The sequence below is a fragment of the Clostridium carnis genome (assembly GCF_054657435.1).
The window spans coordinates 261,817-280,023 of record NZ_BAAHYS010000001.1 but is presented as its reverse complement, the minus strand read 5'-3'; the positions used below and the strand labels follow the sequence as shown (position 1 = coordinate 280,023).

General features: G+C 27.7%; 17 protein-coding genes. 16 read left to right on the top strand and 1 reads right to left on the bottom strand.

Annotation, left to right across the window (positions count from 1 at the left end; translation table 11 throughout):
* The first annotated feature begins 19 nt into the window (after positions 1 to 19).
* The 10 genes from ACYQ1T_RS01460 to metA all read left to right on the top strand — a co-directional run bounded on the left by ACYQ1T_RS01460 (position 20) and on the right by metA (position 8,257).
* Positions 20 to 289 (top strand): ATP cone domain-containing protein, encoded by a 270-nt coding sequence (locus ACYQ1T_RS01460; protein ID WP_459831009.1) that lies wholly within the window; start codon positions 20 to 22, stop codon positions 287 to 289.
* Between the two features lie 95 nt (positions 290 to 384).
* Positions 385 to 1,194 carry a sugar-phosphatase gene (gene yidA, locus ACYQ1T_RS01455; protein WP_459831007.1) on the top strand — a complete coding sequence of 270 codons (810 nt, stop codon included), beginning with the start codon at positions 385 to 387 and terminating at the stop codon, positions 1,192 to 1,194.
* Between the two features lie 111 nt (positions 1,195 to 1,305).
* Complete coding sequence (locus ACYQ1T_RS01450) at positions 1,306 to 1,872, top strand: beta-class carbonic anhydrase (protein WP_459831005.1); 567 nt, start codon at positions 1,306 to 1,308, stop codon at positions 1,870 to 1,872.
* Between the two features lie 133 nt (positions 1,873 to 2,005).
* On the top strand, positions 2,006 to 2,668 hold the full coding sequence (locus ACYQ1T_RS01445; RefSeq protein WP_459836419.1) for a nitrite/sulfite reductase domain-containing protein: 663 nt from the start codon (positions 2,006 to 2,008) through the stop codon (positions 2,666 to 2,668).
* Positions 2,669 to 2,803: 135 nt separating this feature from the next.
* Positions 2,804 to 3,190 (top strand): NUDIX hydrolase, encoded by a 387-nt coding sequence (locus ACYQ1T_RS01440; RefSeq protein WP_459831003.1) that lies wholly within the window; start codon positions 2,804 to 2,806, stop codon positions 3,188 to 3,190.
* 314 nt (positions 3,191 to 3,504) lie between these two features.
* Positions 3,505 to 3,756 carry a TM1266 family iron-only hydrogenase system putative regulator gene (locus ACYQ1T_RS01435; RefSeq protein ID WP_459831002.1) on the top strand — a complete coding sequence of 84 codons (252 nt, stop codon included), beginning with the start codon at positions 3,505 to 3,507 and terminating at the stop codon, positions 3,754 to 3,756.
* A gap of 33 nt (positions 3,757 to 3,789) precedes the next feature.
* On the top strand, positions 3,790 to 4,848 hold the full coding sequence (gene hydE / locus ACYQ1T_RS01430) for a [FeFe] hydrogenase H-cluster radical SAM maturase HydE (RefSeq protein WP_459836416.1): 1,059 nt from the start codon (positions 3,790 to 3,792) through the stop codon (positions 4,846 to 4,848).
* An 81-nt stretch (positions 4,849 to 4,929) separates the two neighbouring features.
* Entirely contained in the window at positions 4,930 to 6,165 is a 1,236-nt protein-coding gene (locus ACYQ1T_RS01425) for an NAD(P)-dependent oxidoreductase (RefSeq protein ID WP_459831001.1), read from the top strand.
* Between the two features lie 164 nt (positions 6,166 to 6,329).
* Complete coding sequence (locus tag ACYQ1T_RS01420) at positions 6,330 to 7,235, top strand: PucR family transcriptional regulator (RefSeq protein WP_459830999.1); 906 nt, start codon at positions 6,330 to 6,332, stop codon at positions 7,233 to 7,235.
* 104 nt (positions 7,236 to 7,339) lie between these two features.
* Positions 7,340 to 8,257: a homoserine O-acetyltransferase MetA gene (metA, locus tag ACYQ1T_RS01415; protein ID WP_459830997.1), complete on the top strand. Its 918-nt coding sequence runs from the start codon at positions 7,340 to 7,342 to the stop codon at positions 8,255 to 8,257.
* A gap of 91 nt (positions 8,258 to 8,348) precedes the next feature.
* Here metA and ACYQ1T_RS01410 read toward each other — a convergent pair whose 3' ends face one another.
* Positions 8,349 to 8,990, bottom strand: a complete 642-nt coding sequence (locus ACYQ1T_RS01410) for an undecaprenyl diphosphate synthase family protein (protein ID WP_459830995.1) — start codon at positions 8,988 to 8,990, stop codon at positions 8,349 to 8,351.
* A gap of 176 nt (positions 8,991 to 9,166) precedes the next feature.
* Here ACYQ1T_RS01410 and ACYQ1T_RS01405 point away from each other — a divergent pair, with 176 nt between their 5' ends.
* The 6 genes from ACYQ1T_RS01405 to asrB all read left to right on the top strand — a co-directional run bounded on the left by ACYQ1T_RS01405 (position 9,167) and on the right by asrB (position 18,198).
* Positions 9,167 to 9,568 (top strand): DUF2871 domain-containing protein, encoded by a 402-nt coding sequence (locus tag ACYQ1T_RS01405; RefSeq protein ID WP_459830993.1) that lies wholly within the window; start codon positions 9,167 to 9,169, stop codon positions 9,566 to 9,568.
* Positions 9,569 to 9,806: 238 nt separating this feature from the next.
* A complete protein-coding gene (locus ACYQ1T_RS01400) occupies positions 9,807 to 14,669 on the top strand; it encodes a glycoside hydrolase domain-containing protein (protein ID WP_459830991.1) in 4,863 nt (1,620 codons plus the stop codon).
* 173 nt (positions 14,670 to 14,842) lie between these two features.
* On the top strand, positions 14,843 to 15,520 hold the full coding sequence (locus tag ACYQ1T_RS01395; RefSeq protein ID WP_459830990.1) for a Crp/Fnr family transcriptional regulator: 678 nt from the start codon (positions 14,843 to 14,845) through the stop codon (positions 15,518 to 15,520).
* Positions 15,521 to 15,606: 86 nt separating this feature from the next.
* Positions 15,607 to 16,383 (top strand): formate/nitrite transporter family protein, encoded by a 777-nt coding sequence (locus ACYQ1T_RS01390; RefSeq protein WP_459830989.1) that lies wholly within the window; start codon positions 15,607 to 15,609, stop codon positions 16,381 to 16,383.
* A gap of 12 nt (positions 16,384 to 16,395) precedes the next feature.
* Positions 16,396 to 17,403, top strand: coding sequence for an anaerobic sulfite reductase subunit AsrA (gene asrA, locus ACYQ1T_RS01385; RefSeq protein ID WP_459830988.1), 1,008 nt, complete (start codon positions 16,396 to 16,398; stop codon positions 17,401 to 17,403).
* Entirely contained in the window at positions 17,404 to 18,198 is a 795-nt protein-coding gene (asrB, locus tag ACYQ1T_RS01380; protein WP_459830987.1) for an anaerobic sulfite reductase subunit AsrB, read from the top strand.
* The last annotated feature ends 9 nt before the right edge of the window (positions 18,199 to 18,207 follow it).

Sequence of the window (18,207 nt, the reverse complement as noted above, 5' to 3'; positions counted from 1 at the left end):
GTGAAGGACGGTGGAAAAAATGAAAGTAATAAAGAAAGATGGAAGACTACAAGAGTTTGAAGCAAAGAAGATATTTACAAGCTTAGAAAATGCAGCTAGAGATTCAGAAACTATACTTAATGAATCAGATTTAAAGATATTAGTGGAGGATATTAAAAGGACATTAGAAAATACAAGAAAAGATTTAAGTGCTACATCAAGTTATGAAGTTGTAGGTGTCGTATTTGAAATTTTAAAAAGAGATGGATTTAACAATGTATTAAGAGCATATATAGAACATGATAAATAAACTAATATGATAAAGAGGAAGTAAAAGCACATTAATGACATAATATAAAGATTTATGATATAATCTTACTGAATTTAATTTACGGAGGATTAAGTATGTACAAATTAGTTGCAATAGATATGGATGGTACTTTATTAAGAGAAGATAAGAGTGTATCAGAAAGAACTAAAAAAGCAATCCAAGCTGCTAAAGATAAAGGAGTAACTGTTGTATTAGCAACAGGAAGACCAATAGAAGGTGTGTTAAGATATTTAGAGGAGCTTAATATGCTTGGAGAAGAAGATTATGTATTAAGCTATAATGGTTCATTAGTTCAAAAAACAAAGACTAAAGAAATTGTATCAAAAGTTACATTAAAGGGAAGCGATTTACACTATTTAAAAGATTTAAGTGATAAATTAGGAGTAAATATACATGCTTTTTGGGAAAAGAAAGGGCTTATTACTCCGAAAAATAGTAAATATACAAAAGTAGAAGCAGAAATTAATAATATAAAAGTTACAGAGATAGATTTCTCAACAATAAGTAATGATGAAAATATGATAAAGATTATGATGATAGATGAACCTGAAGTATTAGGACCAGCGATAGAAAAGCTTCCTAAAGAGGTTTATGATAAGTATACCGTAGTAAAAAGTACTCCGTATTTCTTAGAATTTTTAAATAGTAGTGCAAATAAAGGAACTGGTGTAGAACTTTTAGCAAAACACTTAGGAATAAAAAGAGAAGAAATTATTACATTTGGTGATGCTGGAAATGATATTCATATGATAGAATATGCAGGATTAGGTGTTGCTATGGAGAATGCTTTTGATGAAGTAAAAGAAATTGCAGATTATATAACAGATTCTAATGAAAATGATGGTGTGGCAACAGCAATAGAAAAGTTTATTTTAAATGTTTAATAAAGAAAACTCTAGAATTATAATGATTTTAGAGTTTTTTCATTTTAGCTAGTATTTCAATATATATATATGATATAATATTAAAAAATTTCAAAAAATATGGGGTATAATATGAATAAACTAGAAGAAATATTAGAATTTAATAGTAATTTTGTTGAGAATAAGGAATATGAAAAGTATATTGCAACAAAGCATCCTAACAAAAAAATGGTTATATTATCATGTATGGATACAAGACTTACAGAACTATTACCTAAAGCTATGAATTTAAAAAATGGTGATGTTAAAATCGTTAAAAATGCAGGAGCTACAGTTATGCATCCATTTGGTAGTATAGTTAGAAGTATTATTGTTGCAATATATGAGTTTGAGGCAGATGAAGTTATAGTTGTAGGGCATCATGGATGTGGAATGTGTAATTTAAATACAGAGGATCTTTTAAAGAAAATTGTAGATAGAGGAATTTCACAAGATATTATAGAAGTTTTATTTAATTCAGGAATAGATGTAAGGCAATGGTTACATGGTTTTGATTCAGTTGAAGAATCCATAATGCATAGTGTAGAATCAATAAAAAATCATCCATTAATGCCTAAAAATATAGTAATACATGGATTAGTTATGGATCCTAAGACTGGTAAATTAGATATTGTTAAAAATGGGTATGATATTATATAAATTTAATAAAAGGTAAAGCAAAGAGCTTTACCTTTTATTAAATTTAATTTATTCATTAATTTTGCATAAATAATTACTATATAGTAAAATGTAGATATAAAATACACCTATTAATAAAAAGGAGTGGATTACTATAAATACATATGGAAATCTTCAAAAGATTTATGATGGAAAAAGAACTTATGCAATAACACCTCATATAAGAGGGGGATTCGTAACACCAGATACTTTAGAAAAAATAGCTAAAGTTGCAAGAAAATATAATGGAGTTTTAAAGATTACATCAGGACAAAGAATACTTATAACAAATTTGCAACAAGAAGACCTAGAAGATATTTGGAAAGAACTTAATATGGAACCAGCAGTTAAATCACAAAATTCAGTTAAAAATGTTGAAATTTGTCCAGCAGGATTTTGTAAAAGATCTAAATATAATACTATAGGTATGGGAACAAAGCTATCTAAAAAGTATCAGTGGATGGAAATGCCTTGTAGAACTAAAATAGGGGTAGCAGGATGTAGAAATGCTTGTGGAAGTATTTATGCTAAAGATATTGGAATTATAGCTGATAAAAATGGAATTATGGTTGTGGCAGGTGGATCAGCTGGTTACAATCCAAGAATAGCAGATATTATTGAGAAAGATTTAAATGAAAAAGAAGCACTTTTATTAGTAGATTGTATTTTTGATTATTATAAAGAAAAGGCTGAAGAAGGAGAGAAACTAAGTTTCTTTATAGATAGAATAGGAATAGATAAATTTAGAGACGATGTAGTAGATATATTTAAAAAATAAAAAATAGCTATTTGTAAAATTATGTTAGAGGAAATAAGCGAATATAATAGAATATTAAATATTAAGAAAAGTTTATAAATTTAGCAATATATTTAAATTTTATTCTAGTTTTTTTACTATAAGGGGGACTTACAAATGGCTAAAATAATAGGATGTTCTATAATTATTAAGGATGACTTCAATAATGTTTTAATTGCAAGGAAAAAAGTAAAGAAAAATGAACCTAAATTATGGTATATATTTGGAAGAACTTTAAGAGGAAAAGAAACAACAGAAAAATGTATTAATCGTGCTATTAAAGAAGATTTAAAATCTATAATATTTGATTTAGCGCCTTTAAAAGAATATGTAGTTGATGAAACAACTTTAGACTCATATTTACTATATACTGGTTCAATTAAAGAAAGAGTAACTACACATGCAGACATAGTTGAATGTAAGTGGGTATCGGAAAGAAATTTAGATGATTATGATTTTGCACAAGGGGAAAAAGAAAAGATAATAAGCTATTATAATAATTAAATTTAGGAAGTCATAAAATTTTATGACTTCTTTACTTTTTATAAACTATTACTTTAATAATATAAACTTCTTGACAGTATATGATAAAAATAATTATCATATACTTAAAGAAAAATACTCAAATAGTTTTAGAGAATATCTTTAATTATTTGTTTATAAATATCTTTAAAAATTCTAACAATGTAGAGAAATCTTATTTGAAAGAAAATTAGTAATAGTAAAGGATGATAATATCTTACAGGTATTATCAATATTTTATATGCCTAGTTTCTTTTATATAAAGAAGCTAGGCTTTTTTAAGGAGATGAATTAAGTTGAAAAAGATAGCTGTTATAAGCGCAATTTTAGAAGAACCACATAAATGTAATACAGAATTTAATGATATAGTCTCAAGCTTTAGAGGAAGTATAAGAGGAAGAATGGGTATTCCTTTTGAAGAGGGGATATCAGTTATCTCTATAACTGTAACTGGTGAATTAAATGATATAAATAGTTTGACAGGAAAGCTTGGAAATATAGAAGGAGTAACAGTGAAAACTGCAATTGCTAAAAAGGAGTTAGTGTAGTTAAGTAAATATAAGGAGTTTAAAATAATGAATATAAAAGATATTATTAACAAGTTATATACAACTAATAATGCAAGCAAAGAGGAACTTATATTTTTATTAGATAATATAAGTAAAGAGGATATAGAATATTTAACTGAAAAGGCACATGAAACAAGAATGAAATCTTATGGAAACAAAGTATATATGAGAGGCTTAATTGAATTTACAAACTTTTGTAAAAAAGACTGTACTTATTGTGGAATAAGAAGAAGTAATAAAAATGCAGATAGATATAGACTTTCATTTGAAGATATTATGGAGTGTGCTGATATTGGAGATAGGCTTGGATATAAAACCTATGTACTTCAAGGCGGAGAAGATGATTATTTCACTGATGATGTAATGATTAAAATTATAAAGGGAATAAAAAATAAATATCCTAATAATGCTATAACACTATCACTAGGGGAGAGAAGCTTTGAATCTTATAAAAAGATGTTTGAGGCTGGAGCAGATAGATATTTATTAAGACATGAAACAGCAACAAAAAAACTTTACGAATCACTTCATCCAGGTGCAAGCTTTGAAAATAGAAGAGATTGCTTAAAAAACTTAAAGGAAATAGGGTATCAAGTAGGTGCAGGTTTTATGGTAGGGATACCAGGGCAAACAAATGAAGATCTAGCAAATGATTTAATATTTGTTAAAGAACTAGAACCTCATATGTGTGGAATAGGACCGTTTATTCCTCATAAAGATACGCCATTAAAAGATGAAAAAGCTGGAACAGTAGAGAAGACAACTATAATGTTATCACTAATAAGGTTAATGCTTCCTAATATATTACTTCCATCAACAACAGCATTAGGAAGTATTGATAAGTTAGGAAGAGAAAAAGGTATTAAAGCAGGTGGAAATGTTGTAATGCCTAATCTCTCACCAACTAGTGTAAGAGAAAAATATTCATTATATGATGGGAAAATATGTACTGGAGATGAAGCAGCGGAATGTAGAATGTGTATAGAAGGTAGAATAAGAAGAGCTGGTTTTGAAGTTGAAGTTACAAGAGGGGATAATATTGCGTGGAATACTTTAAAACTAAAAAAATAGCTTGATAAATTACTATTAAAAATGTATTATAGATAGAAAATATAGAGATTAGATAAGTTAAAGAAATGTGGAGGGGTACAAATGAAAGAATTAAAATTAGAGGCAGATAGATGTCTTATGTGTAAAAATCCAAGATGTAGAACCAATTGTCCTATAGATACACCAATACCAGAAATAATAAATTTATTTAAAGATGAAAAAATGCTAGAAGCAGGAGAGACATTATTTAATAATAATCCGTTATCAGCAGTATGCGCTATTGTTTGTCCTCATGAAGATCAATGTAAAGGTAATTGTATAAGAGGAATAAAAGGTGAACCGGTTAGATTCTGTGAAATAGAAAGTTATCTTTCAAATTATTATTTAGAAAACACTAATTTTGAAATTGGAAATAGAGATAAAGAAAATATAGCAATAATTGGTGGTGGACCTGCAGGTATAACTATTGCATTTATATTAGCTAAGAAAGGATATAAAGTTACTATATTTGATTCTCATGAAAAAATAGGTGGAGTTTTAAGATATGGTATTCCTGAATTTAGATTACCAAAGAGTATATTAGATAATTATGAAAAAAGATTACTTCAATTAGGAGTAAAAATAAGGCCAAACACATTAATAGGTCCTGTAATTACTTTAGATAAGCTATTTTATGATGGATATAAAGCTATATTTATAGGTACAGGTGTATGGAACCCTAAAACTTTAAATATAAAAGGCGAAAGTCTAGGTAATGTTCATTATGCAATAGATTATTTAAAAGCTCCTAATGTTTATAACTTAGGGAAAAAAGTTTGTGTAATAGGAGCTGGAGATGTTGCTATGGATGCAGCAAGAACTGCAAAGAAAAATGGAGCAGAGGAAGTTTATATTCTTTATAGAAAAGGATTTGAAAACATACCAGCAACAAAAGTAGAGTTAAATGAGGCAATTGAAGACGGTGTGAAATTTGAGTTATTTAAAGCACCCCTTGAGTTAACAGAAGAGGGAGTAAAATATATTGAAACTAAAAATGAAATTGGAGAAAATGAAATAGTAAATACAGTTACAATAGAAGGAAGCGAAGGAATATTTAGTTGTGATTCAATAATTATTGCAGTTAGTCAATCACCTAAAAATAATATTGTTTCAAATACTACTGGATTAGAAACAAATAGATGGGGATTATTAGTGACAGATAAATGTGGACATACTACTAGAGATGGTGTATTTGCATCAGGTGATGTAGTAACAGGAGCTAAAACTGTAGTTAAAGCAGCTGCACATGCAAAGTTAGTTGCAGAGGAAATTGAAAAATATTTAAATGAAAATAAATAATTAAAAAATAGGTCAAGGTATGATTGATTTCTGTTAAGTAGACAGAGAGTAGTTTAAAGATATATCTTAGCCTATTTTTTTATTATATTATATATAATTATCTGAATTTTCATATATAATATAGATATTAGTTTAATTATTTAAGGGTAACTTAGGAGGATTATATGGGAGAAACGCTAGATTTAATAAAAGAAATATGTAGTAAAACATCTTTAAAATTAAAATTAAGTGATAAATTAGGTAGAGAAATCTTTAATAATTTAGTTTTAGATGAAAAAAAAATAATGAAAAAATTAAAAGTAGGTAAAGATGAATATAGAGTGGAATTAAGAGCTGAAGATATAAAATTAATAGAGTTTTTAGAGTTTACTTTAAATAAACTTAATGGAAAGGAAAATATTATTGAAGAATTATTAAATGGAAGGCAGACATGGGATAGGTTAGAAGAAGGACCTTTAACCAGTAAAGGAAGTATTTTAGTAGTTAAATGTACTAATAAAGAAGAAGTTATGGAAATAATACAAAACAGCTATTCTGATAATGAAATTTTTATTGGGGAAATATATGGACAAATACTTATAATAGGAGATATAGAGGAAGAAAAAGAATATGCATTTTCTTTAAAGGAAACTGTATTACAAACTCTGGGTATAACTATATATATAGGAATAAGTAGTTTAGATGGAGAATATAAAGGGTTTTTAAGAGGATATAAAGAGGCTACAAAAGCAATAGAAATAGGATTGAATTTTAAGATAAAACCGGAGGTATATTTACTATCAGAAATGGTTTTAGAAAAAGCTATATTTAATTTAAAAGATGAGTATTCTATGGAACTTAAAGAGCAATATGAAGAAATATTCAAGGGTTTTAATCATGAATTAATATTAACTTTAGAAGAAATATTAAAATGTAATCTTTCTTTAACAAAAGCATCAAAAAAGTTGTATGTACATAGAAATACATTAATGTACAGAGTAGAAAAGATAAAGAAAGAAACCGGTTTAGATATAAGAAACTTTAAAGAAGCAACATTTTTATATCTTTTATATATGAATAGTAAAAAATAAATAATAGTTTAATGCCTATCTATTAAATGTAAAAGTGTTTAATAGATAGGTGTTTTAAATTTCCATAATATGTGATTTAATATTTATATAAGGAGGGGGGATCTTTGCCAATTAAAATTCCAGTAGAATTACCGGCTTTTAAAGTTTTATCAGATGAAAATATATTTGTTATGAATATAGAGAGAGCTAAAGAACAAGATATAAGGCCGTTGAAAATTGCAATATTAAATTTAATGCCAATTAAAATTCAAGCAGAAAACCAGTTGCTGAGATATTTATCAAATACACCAATTCAAGTAGAAATAACTTTAATTCAAACAGAAAGTTATACTTCTAAAAATACTTCTATTAATCATTTAAAAAGATTTTATAGTTATTTCTCGGAAGTAAAGGACACTAAATTTGATGGTTTAATAATTACTGGAGCACCTGTAGAAAATTTAAATTTTGAAGAGGTAGCATATTGGAGTGAGTTAAAAGAAATTATGGAGTGGACAAAGAAAAATGTTTTTTCAACACTACATATATGTTGGGGAGCTCAAGCGGCATTATATTATCATTATAATATTAATAAATTGCCTTTAGAAAACAAAATGTTTGGGGTATTTAAACATTGGGTAAACAATGTTAATTCAGATTTAACTAGAGGCTTAGATGATATATTTTATGCACCACATTCAAGGCATACAGAAGTTTCTAAAGAAGAAATAGAAAAAGTAAATGAACTAGAAATATTATCAGAATCTGAAGAAGCAGGAGTGTTTATAGTTGCTACAAAAGATAGAAGGCAAATTTTTATAACTGGTCATTTAGAATATGATAGAGATACTTTAAAGAATGAATATATTCGAGATGTTGAAAAAGGAATAAAAGTAAATATGCCTAAAAATTATTTTCCAGATAACAATATAAAAAATAATCCAATGGTTAAGTGGAGAGGAAGTGCAAATATTGTATTTGGAAATTGGTTGAATTATTGTATATATCAAAACACTCCTTTTAATATTCACAATATTAAATAAAGAGAAATTAAAAGTTTAAGAAAATAGAAGTACCATAATAATTATTTTCACAATTATTATGGTGCTTTTTAATTAGAAGATAATATATAAATTATCCACCTAAAGTAATATCCTGTTGATTATACCAATTAATGGCTTTATAAAAGTGAGCTTCATTAAAATCTGGCCAAAAATCATCGATAACATAAAAGTCTGAATATACAGATTGAACAGGTAAAAAACCGCTAAGTCTTCTTCTACCTCCCCAACGAATAATTAAATCTATACGAGATATATCATTTGACTTAATATTATTTGTTATATTTTTTCTTTTTAAATCAGATTCTTTTAAGGAGTTTAAATCCCATTCCCATCCATAGTTAACTAAAAAATTTACTTTAATACCGCCTTTACCGAATATAGTTCTCTTAGTATATGGAATAAGTTCCTTTGGGAAACTTTTAGAGTCTACATTACCAATAACAAGCAATTCAGCATCTTCTTTAGATAAAAGTTTTACTGCGTCTATACATGCTTTGATAAATGCATACTTTTGTACTGATGGCCTTTTGGTATTATCGGTAGTAAAGCCATAATAAGTTATTTCTTTGACACCTATTTTTTGACATAATTTAAAAAGTGATAGACCAGGATTTATTCCCGATATATATCCCTTATCTTTTGATAAACCATTATCTACAGCCCAACGTCTATTACCATCTGGGATAATCCCTATGTGGTTTGGTATTCTCATAAATTCATCTCCCTGTAAATTGATATATTTAGAGTATTACCTAGGATTATTTATATAATACATAAGGTTATAAATAACTTTTAAAAAAATATTGATTATTTTATAAAAAAGCCTTAATATTATATTGTAATTATCATTTAGTAATAATTATTATTAAAGTAAGGGGAGATAGATTTATGAAAAAACTTTTTAATTTATCAGTAGTGTATTTGATATTAGGACTAGCTATAGGAGTATTTTATAGAGAGTTTACAAAGTTTAATGAATTTGAGGGAGTAACAGTTTTAGGTGCTGTACATTCTCATACATTAGTATTAGGATTTTTATTTTTTATAATTGTATTATTATTAGAAAAGAATTTTAAATTATCAAATTCAAAGCATTTTAATAAATGGGTGGTATTTTATAATATATCATTGATTTATGTTATTTTTGCATTAACAGCAAGAGGAATATTCCAAGTAACTTCAAAGAATTTTGCAGGATTAAGCCATATAGCAGGTTTAGGACATGCAATGTTAGGAGTTGCGCTTATATGGTTTGTAGTTATTGTCAATAAGTCTTTAAAATTAGAATAATAAATGTAAATATTTTTAGAGTTTTTGGAAGTATAGTATTCTAAGAACTCTATTTTTTATGCTTAATAAAATAATTAAATAGTAAATTTAATAAAAATAAATTTTTAATTTAAAATATAGAAAAAATATAAGAAAAATGTTAAAATAAAGTGGATGGAAAAGTTTACAAAAAATGTTGAAAGGAGGGAAGAAAAAATATTGTCAAGAAAATAAATTTTAAGATGTTAGGAGTAAAGAAATGGAGAAAAAGTTAATAAGAAGTTTTAAAGTATTAATGTTAAGTTTTTTATTTCTAGTAAATAGTATCCAAAATGGAGCTATAGTTTCCTATGCAGCAGAGTTAAGTAGTAATATTGAGACTATTATTGATGATACAGTAACTATTGGGGATAGTAACTATTTTAGATATTATGGAGAAGGATGGGTTGCGTCTGGTTCTGGTAATGGAACAGAACATTATAATGTTCTTAAAAATGGCGAAAAAAATCCACAAGAAAAGTACTATACAGTAGATTTTATAGGAAATCGTATTGAGGTTTATGGAAATAAAACTGCTCAAAATGGTAAAATAAAATTTTCTATCTTTAATGAAGGTGGTGAGCTTATACCTAAAAGTGATGTTATAGTTGATGCTAGAGTTGATAATACAAACCCAATGTATGCATGGGGAGGACTACCAGAAGGGAAATATGTCTTAAAGGCAGAAGCTACAGGAATTAACTCTAATACAAGTCATAGTCAAGCTGTTATTCAAGTTGATAAAGTAAAAATTTCACATAAAAAATATTCAGTAAATTCAATCAATTTAGAATCTAATATAGAGTTAATAGAAGGAGCAACTAAACAATTAGAAACGACAGTTACTCCTAGTTATGCTAAAGTAACGGATCTAGTATATTCAAGTGATAATGAAAGTGTTGTTAAAGTTTCATCCTCAGGATTAATAACATCGGTTTCAGAAGGAATTGCTAAAATTACTGTTACTTCTAGCGAATTTAATAAATCAGCATCTACAACGATAACAGTTAAAAAATCTAATGGATTACTTCATGGATCTATTGTAGATACTAATACTCATTATACTCAAGATAGATATAATGAAGTTATGAAGCTTGGTACAGTAAGCGAAGATTTATATGGTTGGAAGGCAGATAAGGTTATTTCAGAAATAGCTTTAGCCTCTAAAGATGGAAGATTAAATAATGTTAGTATATCATCTAGTGATTTTATATCAGGAGAAAATGTAATTTCTAAAGATAGTATAGTAACTACTTTCATTAAAGAAACAAAAGCATATATTGGTGATGCAGGATATCATAATAGTCCTAATTCAGGTCCAAGCCAAACGCCAAATGATGATAATTTAAAAAAAGATATTCCAGATATATTATATTCATCAGAACCAATGAATATTGAAGCAAATAAAGTTCAACCAGTATGGGTTGAAATGAATATTCCAGAAAATGCATTACCAGGAGTGTACACTGGTACAATAACAGTAAGTGCAGATGGAATAGATAATCTTAATTTTAAATATTCATTAGAGGTTTTAGATATATCTATGCCAAAAAGTAATAAATATGATTTTGATATTGAGTTATGGCAATATCCATATAGTTCAGCAGAATATTATGGAGTAGAACCTTTCTCAGAAGAACATTTCAATATTTTAAGACCTCATATGGAAAAGTATAAGGAATTAGGTGGACATGCTATTACAACTTCAATAGTTGAAGAAGCTTGGGGAGGACAAACTTATAGTGAAAACAGTGTTAGATATCCATCTATGGTAAAGTGGACAAGAAAATCTGATGGTAAATTCACTTTTGATTTTACTGATTTTGATAAATGGGTTCAATTTAATAGAGATTTGGGAATTGGAGATAAAATTATAGCATACAGTATGATACCTTGGGGAAATAAAGTATCATATTATGATGAAGCAAGCAATCAAAAGAAATCAGAAACATTAACACCAGGATCAGGTAGATATGAAGAAGTTTGGTTACAATTTTTAAATAAGTTTGTTTCACATTTAGATGAAAAGGCATGGTTTGATTATACTTATATAGGAATCGATGAAAGAAGTAATATGGATAAGGCCTTTGATGTAATCGATAAAGTAAAAAATAGACATGATAAATCATTAAAAAAATCAGCAGCAATGGATCATTTTGATGCAAGTAAAAAGTATATAACTGATAGAGTAGATGATTTAAGTGTTGGTTCTACAGCTGCAAAACAATCATTAGAAGGTTATAGAGATTTTGTACAAGAAAGAAAAAATTCAGATAAAGAATATAAAACTACAATTTATACATGTACAGAACACTTCCCCAATTCACTAGTATTAAGCACACCAGGAGAAAGTTATTGGACTATGATGTTTACGGCAGCACAAGGATCTACTGGTTATTTACGTTGGGCATATGATGCATGGGTTAAAGATCCATTAAGAGATACAACACATTGGGCTTTTGAAGCGGGAGATCCATTTCTAATTTATCCTGATGAAAAAGATTCTGCTAATAAAGTTTCTAAAACATCAGTAAGATTAGAAAAAATATCAGAAGGTGTAAGAGATGTTAATAAATTATATTTAATGAAAAAGGAAATACCAGCTTTAAAAGCAGATATAGATAATTTATTTAAAACAGTTGAATTAAATTATACAGCAGTAAAAAATGGTATTGGACAACATGGAGGAGCAAAATATGCAACACCAGAAACAATAGTAAAAATAAATGAAGATATGAAAAGCATTAGAAATGAGATAAAAAATATAAGTAAAAAATATATTTCATTAAGAAGTTCAGGTTCAAATACAATAGAATCAGTTAAAATAAATGAAGGAGATAAAAACATATTTGTTGGAGATAAAAGTAATTTAACAGTAAGTGTTTTACCAAAAAATACATTAAATCCAGATGTGAAATGGACATCTAGTAATACTAATATTGCAACAGTAGATAGTGATGGAGTGGTAACTGGTGTTAAGATAGGAGTTGCAAAAATTACAGCAACATCAGTTAAGGATATCACAAAAACTTCAACTATAAACATAGTCGTTAATAAAAAAGTTATAGAAGATTCTGCTAAAGTAGCATATTATAGCTTTGATGATATTAAGGGAACATTAGTAAATGATATATTCACTAATGGAAAAGCTTATAATGGTAAATTAATAGGAGCAGAAGTTGTTGATGGTAAATCAGGAAAGGCTCTTAAGTTTAATAAGGATAGTGATGAAGTAGTTATTGATTCACCAGCAGAATTAGCTAATGATTGGACAATTGCTTTCTGGGTTAAGAAAGGTAATAGTACGGGAATATCTTCAGTTATGTGGAATGGACGTAACTATACAGAATCAGCACAAAAGAATTCAGAGTCTATTGATTTAACATTAGGTGTTGGATTAAATAGTAATAATGCAGGAGTTCATGTTAATAATGGGACTTTATCCTTTAAATATCAAGTTCCAACTAATAAGTGGGTTCATATGACAGTTACTAATTCTACAAATGAAGGATTATCATTATTTGTAGATGGGAATAAAATAGGAGATACTAATGCATATACTAAAACAAATCATTTTAAAGCTCCATTAAAAATTATAGGTGGAAGAGGATTTATTGGAGAGTTAGATGAGGTAAAGATATATAATAGAGCACTAACATTATCAGAAATAAGTGAAGTTAAAGCTATAAATGGTTTAAATGTAGATAGTAATTATAAAGAAGTTTTAGTTGGTGAAAAAACTAAAATAATTGCTGAATTAATCACTGATAAAGATAATAAAACTGTTGAATTTACAAGTAGTAATCCTAATATTGCAACAGTAGATTCAGATGGTACTTTTACAGGAGTTGCATATGGAGATACAGTTATTACTGTTGAAAACAAAGCTTCTGGATACTTAGAAAAAGTGAATATACGTGTTAATAAAAAAATTAATCTTCATAATACTTTAAAAACTCATGAAATTGATAGAAATAAGCAAATAGTTGTAGATAGAGAGGCTGAACAATATTTAGGACAACCAGATAGTATTCTATTAGATGATAATAAAACTATATTAACAGTTTATCCAAAGGGACATGGCTTTGGAGAAGCTCTACTGAGTAAAAGTACAGATGGTGGATTAACATGGGAAAAGAGATTAGCAACTAATGAAACTTGGAAGTTATCAGAAGAAACCCCTACAATTTTTAAATTGAATTTTACAAATGGTAGTAAAAAGATAATATCTATTTCTGGTGGTCCAGGTTGGCATGGAAGTACTTTTAAGGGCTTTAAAACATCCATATCAGAAGATGAAGGTAACACATGGAGTGATTATAAAAAATGGTCAGTTCCAACAGAAACTATAGTTGCTATGGCAAGTCTAGTTCAATTAAAAGATGAAAATGGTAATTATATAGATAAATGGATGGGAATATACCACGATTATAATTATGTAAACTATAAAACTTATTTAACTTTTGATGATAATGGACAAGAACAATGGTCAACAGCAGTTCCGTATTTAAGTGAGTTTAGAGATATTGAAAAAGAAGCTCAAATATGTGAAGTTGGTATGTTCAGATCACCAGATGAAAGTCGTATTGTAGCTTTAGCTAGAAGCCAATCACATAAGCATACATCAATGATTTTTTATTCTGATGATGAGGGTAAGACATGGAGCAGACCAAGACAAGTACAAGGCTCATTAAATGGTGAGAGACATAAGGCTACTTATGATCCAATAAGTGGTAGATTATTAATAAGCTTTAGAGAGATTAAATTAGATACTAATAATAATGGAAGTACTTCAGACAATGATTGGATGGCAGGCGATTGGGTAGGCTGGGTAGGAACTTACGATGATTTAATGAATGGAAATGAAGGGCAATATCGAATTATATTAGGAAAAGATTATACTAAGTCAGCACGTGCAGGGGATTGCGGATATGCTGGAAATGTTGTTATGAAGGATGGAACATATTTCTTAAATGCATATGGTAATTTTGATGAAAATACTAACAATAAAACATATATTATGGGTGTCCGTTTCAAATTATCAGAAATAGACAAAGCTTTAGGAATTAGAGGTGAAAATTAATAAAAAAATAAAAAATATATACTTTACTAGAGAGTATAATTAAATTATTAATAAATTTAGGACTGTCATTTTAAACTGGCAGTCTTAAATTTTATATATTTAAATTATAAGGTGTACTTATTTAATAAAATATAATATAGTAAAAATAAATAATTATAGTTTTAAGGTGGAGTATGGAAAGTATAATTAGACAAATGGAATTATTTAAAGATGTTTCAGAGGAAACAATAAGTGGATTATTAGAGTTTGGTGAGATAAATTGTTATATAAAAGGAAAACATTTATTTAGAGATAAAGATGAAGTAAAAAAAGTACATATAATTTGTAGTGGGAAGGTAGCTTTATATAAATTAAATGAATCAGCTCAAAAAAAGGTTATATTTATATTAGGGAAAAATAAGATAATAAATGCAGTAATATTAGATGAATTACTAGCATCTATAAATTGTGAAATATTTGAAAATGCAGAAATTTTATCTATAGATAGAGAGAAATTTTCAAAGCTTATGGAGAAGGACTTTGAATTAACAAAAATAGTAATTATTTCTTTGAGTATGAAGGTAAGAAGATTATATAGACAAATGAAAAATTCAACTCCTATAAAAATTGAAAAAAGAGTGGCAGCTAAGCTGTGGAAGCTATGCAAAGATTATGGTATAGAAAATAAAGAAGGAGTTTTAATAGACTTAACTATTAGTATAACTTATTTAGCAGATATGTTTGGAATGCCTAGAGAAACCATATCAAGAGCTATAAAAAAACTACAAAATGAAAAGCTTATAGTATATAAAAACAAAAAAATAGTAGTTAAAGACAAAGAAGAACTTGCTAAGTTTTTTAAAGGACTGTGATAATTATCACAGTCTTTTTTTTAGATTGTTATTATAATAACGATATAAAGATTGTTATTATAATAACAAATAAGGGAGAGATTTTAATGTTTAATGAAGAGTTTAACAAAGTTGCGACAGCAGCAAAGGCAAAGGTATCACTTTTAAAAGAAAACAAATTAGGATATTTTGTAAGTTCAATGCTTGCAGGGGTATTTATAGGTTTTGGAATAATGCTTATATTTACTATAGGTGGATTACTAAATTCAGCAAGTTCTCCAGCTACTAAAGTTGTTATGGGAGCATCATTTGGTGTTGCATTAAGTCTTGTAGTATTTGCAGGGGCAGAATTATTTACAGGAAATAATTTTGTTATGGCAGTAGGGTCTTTAAATAAAACGGTATCATGGATGGATACAACAAAAGTTTGGATAGTAAGCTTTTTTGGTAATTTAGTTGGATCAATATTAGCAGGATCAATGTTCTTTATGTCAGGACTTGCAAAAGGACCAGTTGGTGAATTTATTGCAAATACATCAGCAGCAAAAATGGGAGCACCTGCACCAGAGTTAATATTTAAAGGTATTTTATGTAATATGTTAGTATGTTTAGCAGTTTGGTGTACATTTAAATGTAAAGAAGAATCTTCAAAACTTATAATGATATTCTGGTGTTTATTTGTATTTATAACAGCTGGATTTGAACATAGTGTAGCAAATATGACATTACTTACAATAGGAGTACTTGCACCTCATACTGCAGCAGTTAGCGTATCAGGATATATATATAATATTTTACTTGTTACTTTGGGAAATATGATAGGTGGAGTTTTATTTATGGCTGTTCCATATTATTTAATATCAAGAAAAAAGAAATCAAACTAAGAGGTGTTTAAAATGGGATATAAATTTAATATACAGGATTTAAATCTTGCACTTTTAGAACTTTCAAAGGAATATAAAATATATGCCCCTAAAGTTCTAGAAGGAAAAGGAACATTTTCAGATACAGATATAGTAAGATACGGAGAAGTATCATCAGTTGAAGAGATAGAATTTAATAAAAAATCTCAGTTTTCATATAAAGAAGTATTACTTCCAATAACACAAACATTATTTTTCTTTACTGAAAATGAAGTAAAAGAAGCAGATGTAGAAGAAAAATCATTACTTATATTCTTAAGAAGCTGTGATATGCATTCATTAAAAAGAATAGATGATATATATTTAAGAAATGGATTCGAAGATCCATACTATAAAAAGCTAAGAGAAAAAGCAAAATTTGTATTAATAGGATGTAAAGAAAGCTATGAAAATTGCTTCTGTGTAAATATGGGAACTAACAAAACAGAAGAATATGACGCTTATTTAAAAGTAGAAGGAAATAGCGTTGTAATGGATATAAAGAATTGTGAACTAGAAAAAGTATTTACTAGTTTTAAAAATGAAGAATATAATGTCAAGCCTGACTATGTTATAGAAAATGAAGTTAAGGTTAATATTCCTAATAATTTAGAACTTAAAGTTATGGATTCTTGTGTATGGGACGAATACTCAGAAAGATGTATTGCATGCGGAAGATGTAACTTTGTTTGCCCAACTTGTACATGCTTTACTATGCAAGATTTATTCTATAAAGATAATAAAAAGGCTGGAGAAAGAAGAAGAGTATGGGCATCATGTCAAGTAGATGGATATACTGATATGGCAGGTGGACATAGCTTTAGAAATTCTAAGGGACAAAGAATGAGATTTAAGGTGCTTCATAAGGTTTATGATTATAAAAAAAGATGGGGCTATAATATGTGCGTTGGATGTGGAAGATGTGATGATATATGTCCAGAGTATATTTCATTTTCAAATTGTATAAATAAACTAGAAAAAGCTATGGAAGAGGTGAAATAAATGAGTAAAAACGAATATATACCATTTATATCAGAAATATTAGAAGTTATTAAACATACAGAAATAGAATATACCTTTAGAATGGATTTTGAGGGAGATGTTAAACCAGGACAATTCTTTGAAGTTTCAATTCCAAAGTATGGTGAAGCCCCTATTTCAGTTAGTGGAATAGGAGAAGGTTCTGTAGATTTAACAATAAGAAAAGTAGGAAAAGTTACAGACGAAGTATTTAATAATTATGTAGGAGATAAACTGTTTTTAAGAGGACCATACGGAAATGGTTTTGATATAGAAAATTATAAGAATAAAGAGCTTATAATTGTAGCTGGAGGAACAGGACTTTCACCAGTTAAAGCAGTGGTAGATCACTTTGCTAAAAATATAAATGATTCAAATGGATTTACATTAATATCAGGATTTAAATCTCCTGAGGATATATTATTTAAAGATGATATAGAAAATTGGAAGAAAACATCTAATGTTATTATAACGGTAGATAGTGCAAAAGAAGAATATAAAGGTAATACTGGATTAGTAACAAAATATGTTCCAGAAATTAATATAAAAGATAAAGAAAATGTACAAATTATAGTAGTAGGACCTCCTATGATGATGAAATTCACAGTTTTAGAGTTCTTAAAACTTGGAATAAAAGAAGAAAACATTTGGATATCACAAGAAAGAAAAATGTGTTGTGGAATAGGTAAATGTGGACACTGTAAGATAGATGATACTTATATTTGTTTAGATGGACCAGTATTTAATTACTCAAAAGGTAAAGAATTATTAGATTAGGAGGAATTT

Coding starts and splice junctions, on each gene's coding strand:
- ACYQ1T_RS01460 (WP_459831009.1), top strand. CDS start 20: ATGAAAGTAATAAAGAAAGATGGAAGACTACAAGAGTTTGAAGCAAAG.
- yidA (WP_459831007.1), top strand. CDS start 385: ATGTACAAATTAGTTGCAATAGATATGGATGGTACTTTATTAAGAGAA.
- ACYQ1T_RS01450 (WP_459831005.1), top strand. CDS start 1,306: ATGAATAAACTAGAAGAAATATTAGAATTTAATAGTAATTTTGTTGAG.
- ACYQ1T_RS01440 (WP_459831003.1), top strand. CDS start 2,804: ATGGCTAAAATAATAGGATGTTCTATAATTATTAAGGATGACTTCAAT.
- ACYQ1T_RS01425 (WP_459831001.1), top strand. CDS start 4,930: ATGAAAGAATTAAAATTAGAGGCAGATAGATGTCTTATGTGTAAAAAT.
- ACYQ1T_RS01420 (WP_459830999.1), top strand. CDS start 6,330: ATGGGAGAAACGCTAGATTTAATAAAAGAAATATGTAGTAAAACATCT.
- ACYQ1T_RS01410 (WP_459830995.1), bottom strand. CDS start 8,990: ATGAGAATACCAAACCACATAGGGATTATCCCAGATGGTAATAGACGT.
- ACYQ1T_RS01405 (WP_459830993.1), top strand. CDS start 9,167: ATGAAAAAACTTTTTAATTTATCAGTAGTGTATTTGATATTAGGACTA.
- ACYQ1T_RS01400 (WP_459830991.1), top strand. CDS start 9,807: ATGGAGAAAAAGTTAATAAGAAGTTTTAAAGTATTAATGTTAAGTTTT.
- ACYQ1T_RS01395 (WP_459830990.1), top strand. CDS start 14,843: ATGGAAAGTATAATTAGACAAATGGAATTATTTAAAGATGTTTCAGAG.
- ACYQ1T_RS01390 (WP_459830989.1), top strand. CDS start 15,607: ATGTTTAATGAAGAGTTTAACAAAGTTGCGACAGCAGCAAAGGCAAAG.
- asrA (WP_459830988.1), top strand. CDS start 16,396: ATGGGATATAAATTTAATATACAGGATTTAAATCTTGCACTTTTAGAA.
- asrB (WP_459830987.1), top strand. CDS start 17,404: ATGAGTAAAAACGAATATATACCATTTATATCAGAAATATTAGAAGTT.